4 protein-coding genes are annotated in these 6,960 nt (G+C 45.8%); all 4 read right to left on the bottom strand.

Translation table 11 applies throughout. From position 1 onward, the window contains the following. A partial coding sequence (locus AAC033_RS17785) for a DUF5627 domain-containing protein (RefSeq protein ID WP_339740621.1) occupies positions 1–1,014 on the bottom strand: 1,014 nt, incomplete at its 3' end. A 25-nt stretch (positions 1,015–1,039) separates the two neighbouring features. Next, on the bottom strand, positions 1,040–2,818 hold the full coding sequence (locus tag AAC033_RS17780) for a RagB/SusD family nutrient uptake outer membrane protein (protein WP_339740618.1): 1,779 nt from the start codon (positions 2,816–2,818) through the stop codon (positions 1,040–1,042). A gap of 25 nt (positions 2,819–2,843) precedes the next feature. Further along, a complete protein-coding gene (locus AAC033_RS17775; RefSeq protein WP_339740616.1) occupies positions 2,844–5,732 on the bottom strand; it encodes a SusC/RagA family TonB-linked outer membrane protein in 2,889 nt (962 codons plus the stop codon). 44 nt (positions 5,733–5,776) lie between these two features. Continuing rightward, on the bottom strand, positions 5,777–6,960 hold a 1,184-nt coding region (locus AAC033_RS17770; protein WP_339740614.1), incomplete at its 5' end, for a RagB/SusD family nutrient uptake outer membrane protein.

The raw sequence follows: 6,960 nt of genomic DNA, 5'->3' as shown, positions 1-6,960 counted from the left end.
ATAATCTGTAGGCAGTCCCGCCATTGGGTATTGTATTTCAACTTCATAAGCTAAGTTGTACTGCAAATACAAAGCATCCCGGTCTTTATTACCCCAACTTTTCTTCTCCCCATCTTTAACGAATTGGCCGCTACCCGTAGCTGCAATATTGTAAACCCTAACGGTGTCGTTCAATTGATAAGATTCCTCAAATGGCGTGACTGTTACGTTTTGATTGGCATCAAAATTCAACTTTACTTTAAAATTCAAATACTGACCTTCATTATTCGTGAAGTTCATCGGAAGCTGAAGAGCATTTAAAGAACGTGTACTCAATTTAATCACCTCATCATCCTCGACATAGGTATTGTGCCTGACAACGGTCGACGTGACGCCATCCCTTGTGATCACATCCTCGCCCCGGCGCAAATAATTGGCATGCCATGGATTGATGTATTTCACGCAGTAGAGCACGTAATCTTTTGGTTGAACATCCCAGTCAGCATCGTTCCCCCGGACAGCACCATCGAATTTGGGAACTCCGGAAAGTATGGAGTCGGCATTCGACACACTGTTCATTCGCAAAGGAATGACATAGGTATTGATCAGCGATTGCGGATCAGCAAAGAACGCGTCGGTTAGTTGCACTTCAACACCATCTTGCAGAGTACCATCCAAAATGATTTGGTCAGCAGCCAAGGTATAGTAGTTTGAAGGCATCGCTTGCACCGGAGAATCATCATCAAAAAACAAATTGTTAGTCAAAGCGTTGTTCACCGAAATGTCAATAGCAATGCGCTTCGTATTTTCGTAAACACCGCCCATTGTGGCATAAATTTTCAACTTATGCTCATTGTCAAGCGTATTATCAACGATGTCCTCGCCCAACACGATTGTGCGCACCGGATATTGGTAAGCAAAATACACGCTGTTGTTATCGAAATCCGGAAACTCAATATCTTGATTTTCGCAAGATACCATCGTTAATGCCATGAGTCCGACAGCTAATATCCATAAAAATTTAAACTGTTTCATATTTTTCAGTATTTATCATTAACAATTACCAGCCCGCATTCTGTTCCAGATTCGTCCATTTCTGAACCTCGCCGTAAGGGATTGGACCATGATACATATAATCTTCGTAGTCTCTGGCTTCGACATTAATTGTGGTATAGCTCTTTGTGCTGCCAGACTGTCCAATTTCCATGCCGCGTGCGGTTTCATTCAGACTGGGGACGTCCCAACGACGCAGGTCCCAGAAGCGATGATTTTCAAAACAAAGCTCCAGGCGACGTTCGTTTCGAATCAGTTCACGCATCATTGCCTGATCCCCCTTAACCATCTCCAGATATTCATCGTCGCTATCAACTCCAACAATGCCCGCTCTTTCGCGGATTGCTTTAATGACATCGTAAGCAGAATACGCATTTCCTCCTGTCCCTGTCGGTCCCCAGGCTTCGTTGGCTGCTTCGGCGTAGGCCAGGAAGATTTCGGTATACCGAATGCGTGCGGTGTAGTGCTTCTGCTCAGTATTAAATTGCGGGTTCGGGTTACAATCCGAACGTAGCAGCTTACGCAAATAATAGCCCGTGCGGGTCGATCGTCCGCTTTCGCGGTTGATGGCATCGTTGTTCGTACCATAAGTTCCGGTAACAATGACACTGTTGCTTGGTCCTTGCACGCCTTCATTCAGTACAATGTACCTTGACAAGCGAGGGTCACGATCAGCATAAGGATTGGCAGGATCATAGTTGCTGGCCGGATCGGAAATTGGATAACCATTGACCATTGGGAATGCATCGACCAGGTTTTGAGTCGGGTTGACACGTCCCAAACCAAACAGCGAGGGCGGAAAGTTATCAGCTTCCAATGTAATACTCTGGCCAACATCACCTCTCCAAATAATTTCGTCAGGAGTTGCTCCTGAAGCCAAATTGTCCACTTCATCCTTCACATACCAGATTCCGCCATTTTGAGCTAGGCCACTAACTCCCCCGATGCGATCGAGAACGGTGGCAGCATGGTTAGCGGCATCTTCCCAGCTTACGTTGGTTCCGGCACTGTACGCCGGGCTGGCAGATAATAAAGCTACCTGCGCGCGTACTGCTTCAACGATCCTGCGCGTAATGCGCCCCTTCATGTGATTTCCGTTTACCCGGTTATAATCGCTGGCATTCGTTACGCCAAGAGACTGGTATTTTTGAGGGATTTGACCATCCGAAATATCTCCATAGTCAACCGGTAATAGGTCGATAGCTTCTTCGGCATCCGCAAGAATCTGATCAACACACTCCTGAAAGGTGTTTCGGGGCAGGTTAAAATCTGAATTTGCATCCTCAGGCTCAGTCACCACCGGTACGCCAAGCAGTCTGCCATCCTGTGTCCAGCCGCCATGGGCCAGCAACAGATGATACATCTGTACGACACGTAAACCGAAGGCTTCGCCTTTTAAACGATCGTTGTACATCGTATTGATCACTTCGTCTTTACTCCAAACCACCTGATCCACATTCGCAAGGAACAAATTCAGGTATTGAATGGCGTTTCTACGTGCTTGCCATTGCGACATGGGGTTAGTATTTGCCGTCCACGAGCCGGTAGCCATTTCCATATAGTCATTGGTATTGTCATTGGATACGGCATCATCGGTGGCCACATCGCTGTTGGGAGTCGATGAGTAAGGAAGCAGAATGTATGCATTGGCTAAAATGCCCTGCGCATAAGTAGGTTCATCGTACATCGCTTCGAGCCCCCGGTTATTCTCCAGCGCAGGTTCGAACAAATCGTCGCAAGATGAAAACAGAAGTACAAGAACCACAAGTATTGATATATTTTTCATAACTTAATTCTTATTTTTACTTTCATTAAAATACGGCCTTGATACCGATATTATAGAATCGTGTTTGAGGAGCGCTTGTTGTATTCAACTCCAAAACATCACGTTCCTTGGATATGGTCAACAAGTTTGATCCACTGACATAAGTCGAAATTTCATGAAAAAGGAAATTCGTCAACACGTTCTTCGGCAAATCGTACGTAAGCTGAACCTTAGCCAGATTAAAACGATCCGTTTTATACATCCAGAAGTCAGAGTCCCGAAAGTTGTTGCTTCCACCTTGTGTTGTCAACCGGGGATAGATCGCTGTTGCCTTTGTTTCCTCAGTCCAGCGGTCACGAACAAGTTCGGAATATTTCCGATCGCCAAAAACCCAGTAATAAGAGCTGTTCTTCATGGCGTGAGCCCCCAGGTTTCCAGTACCCAAGGCGAAAAAAGTGAAGTTTTTCCATTTGGCCGTCAGGTTCACCCCTGTTGTAAAAGGAGCTCCACTCCAGCCTCCGCGTCCTAAGTAAACAACATCCTCATGGTCGATCTTATTGTCGTCGTTCTGATCGATGTATTTAATATCGCCGGGCTTCACATCTCCTGCGAATGTCTGTTCCGGAGAATTGTCAACCTCATCCTGGCTTTGGAACAAGCCTGCCGACTGTAGTCCCCAGATTCCATCGATCGCACGTCCCTGGCGATTTTGGTACGCGAACTCATAATTTTCGTCGCGCTGTGTTGCTTCGGTTGTGTAATACGTACCTGCTACACCCAATGAGAAATCAATCTCCCCAATTCGCTTGTTGTAATTCACGCTGAAGTCAAATCCAGTTCGTTTGTCGTTGTTGAAGTTTACAATTGGCATAAACGATGCCTCCGGCCAGTAGGTAAAGAAATAGTTCGGATAAAGCGTCTCAGGTTCAATAAGCATCCCTTCCATTGTATTGATAAAGAATGACGTATTGACTGTTAACAGTTTGTCCCAGAGGGAAGCCCTAACATTGGCAGAAAGTTCTTTTCGCTTGATAAAGGTCAAATCTTCATTGCTGCCTCGTTTCGAGTTGGTTGAATGTTCTACCGCGCCATCATACCACCCCCACCAGGCACCATCGGCCTGATCATAATTGGATGTATACAGGTAGTACTCAGCATCCTCATATTCGATATCCATATCGGAATGCAGGATACTCCCCGATACACTTAACACCAGTTCATCAACCACAGAAGAGTTTGCCAGAAAGCCTTCTTCGCTTAGTTTCCATCCCAAGGTGAGCGAAGGCGAAAGCGCGCTCCGGTTGCCTTCGGGTAACTTGGCTGAATGTACTCCCGCCAGCCCAAAATCGGCATAATACTTCCCTCTGTAATCGTATCCCAACTGCAAAGCGAGGTTCGCATTGCTGGTGCGGTGATACACCTCAGAGAGGGTTTGCTGATAACCTGCTGCGATGAGCATAGCGGTGAAGTTATGCGCTTCGTTGATGGACTTTTCATAGTTGAAATAGCCTGAAAAAGCAATGGTTTGCCGGCTGGTACTGCCGCTGATGTTCTGCACTCCCGGTTTTTCATCATTCCCAATCTTCGTCAATCCGGCGATTACATCGGCACCATTGTAGTTATACCACGATGGCGAATAAACAGCATAGCTGTTGTTGTATGAAGTGGTATAAGAGGTCGCGTAATCAACAGCAAACTGCGTATGAAAAGACAGTCCCTCCAGCACACTGGCCAAATCGAAATCGATTCCTGTATCGAACTGGAACTGACGACTGGTCCATTTGCTGTAACCGCCCGCGTAGTAGTCAGCAAATATGTTGGTCTGGTGAACCTGGTTTCCTCCCAGAAAATATTCACCCCCAATAATATTACGACTACTATTGATCAGGTTCCATGAATTTAAGGCATTCGGATCAATATAACTCGTCGGAATTAATGGAGCGACACGATTGGGACGCAGATTAGCAGCCGATGCCCAGTAATTATCGCCGCTTGCATTGGCGCTTTTGGCATCATAAAAGGTGGCGTTGGCGTTGATGTATGCGCCAATTGCATCGTTTAACTTGAGATCAATATTACCACGAATGTTCAGGCGGCTTGTATTATTATTTTCCGCCTCACCAAACTTAAATACATCATTCTGCTTGTAATATCCGATATTGGTGTAAAACAATGCACGTTCATTTCCACCTGATATCTCCGCAGTTACGTCTGTACGATTGTAAGCTCGCTTTAGATAGTCGGATGAATAGAAATCGACATTCGGATAACGGTAGGGATTGTTGCCTGAACCATACATGTAAATTTCTTCCTGAGTGGTGCCATTCTTTCCACCAGTCTCTCCAGCCCATACTTCATCCGGACTATTTCCATCATTAATCAGAGCTTCATTATACAATGTCAAATACTCGGCTGAACCTAAATATTTGGGATGGCTCTTTGACACATGATAACCGGTATTGGCACGAACATCAATTTGCAGTGGTCCTGACTTGCCTCTCTTGGTAGAAATATAAACCACGCCCTTGGCGGCTCGGCTACCATAAAGCACGACGGCTGAAGCGCCTTTCAAAAACGTAATCTGCTCAATTTCCGTTGGCAACACGTTGTTGGCGTCACGTGGAATACCATCAACCAGCACCAAATATTCGCCCATACCCCACAAAGAGTTTCCGTTCCAGCCGCCAATATACCCTTGCATATTGTCCAGACTATAGGTGTTATAGTTCTTAGTCATCAATTCTTCGAGATTGACGACCGAAACACCTCCCATAAGGTCACTTTCTGCTACCTTACGATAAGATACCTGCACGAGCGGGTCTTTATCGGTACTGAGCGAATCAGTTTCATTTTCTGCCAACGTTTGCGCTTCCATCAGAAATGGAAAGAAAACAAACATTGCAAATAAAATGAATCTTGTTTGTATATGTTTCATTGTTTATTCATTTATTATTATACAATACTTTAACTGACTGTGGATTACCAACCTGGATTCTGCCCGAACTCCGGATACATGGACGTATCAGAAATCTTCAGCGGAAACCAGTAATGCTTGGCTCCAAATTGACGTGTTAAAATAACTTCCTCCCTAAAGTTGGCCACCCTGGCATCGCGGGGATCATTTTCCTTGTAGAAATCATCGCTTTCAACCCGATCAAATTCCTGCGAGGTTTTGACATTGTAAGGATACTCCGTGAGCAACAACCAGCGCTGCAAGTCACAGAATCGGAACCCTTCAAACGATAGCTCCACGGCACGTTCCCGTCTCACTTCATCAATAAATTTACTGCGATCGGAAGTGTATGACGCGTGTACATGGCCTGCACCTACACGGTCGCGAAGTGTATTGATCGCCTCTTCAGCAGTTTTTGAGAAGTTTGCCGATTTACCGGCAGCACCACCAAAAGCAGCACAAGCTTCGGCATACATGGTGTAGATATCACCCAGGCGCATGTATGGCAGATAAGTATGCATGTTGAAACTCCAGTTGTAAGCTCCGTCATATTTGTTTGCAGTATGCGGTACCAACTTCTGAATGAAATATCCGGTACGACTGCCATTGGCTGGATTTCTCATGGTTCCACCTGAATGCAGGCCAGTGTAACGCAAATACTCCATATTGGCTGGCATGGTGGAATTGATGTATTTAAAGCCATCGAACACGATATCGTGATAAAAACGTGGATCGCGATCGCGGAAAGGATATTCGGGATCAAATCCTGATTCCGGATCATCCAAAGGCAAACCGTTAGCCATCCCGTAGTTTTTTACGTAATTGGCTGTTGGATGGTGGATAATGTTATCATGCTCGACGAGCCCTTGTACTTTAGGCCCAAATGTCTTTGTGGTGTTCCAGTTGCTACCGTTGGAGTCGGTAGACGGGCCACGAAAAATGGCTTCTGTTGCTCCCGGCATTAACCAGTTCTGACCGGTTGTGTAGAAGATATCGCTATACTTATTAGCGGCCGAGCTGGTTTTTTTATGATTGTAAATATCCTCATAATCAAAATCGACCAATGCGTATTGCGTTTGTCCACTTTCGACCAAATCCAGCAACTCGCCAAAAGCTTCGGCGGCTTTTCGGCAATAGGCCTCATCATAATTGTACGTTTGAGTACCACCGGTTTGGGCGCCATGCACCATCAGCGGACTTCCCGCCCACA

The organism is uncultured Sunxiuqinia sp. (assembly GCF_963974515.1).
In the GTDB taxonomy this organism is placed as follows: domain Bacteria; phylum Bacteroidota; class Bacteroidia; order Bacteroidales; family Prolixibacteraceae; genus Sunxiuqinia.
This window is presented reverse-complemented; position numbering and strand designations above follow the sequence as displayed.

Bases quoted from the DNA above. Each gene is read 5' to 3' on its own strand.
- AAC033_RS17780 (WP_339740618.1), bottom strand. From the start codon at position 2,818: ATGAAAAATATATCAATACTTGTGGTTCTTGTACTTCTGTTTTCATCT.
- AAC033_RS17775 (WP_339740616.1), bottom strand. From the start codon at position 5,732: ATGAAACATATACAAACAAGATTCATTTTATTTGCAATGTTTGTTTTC.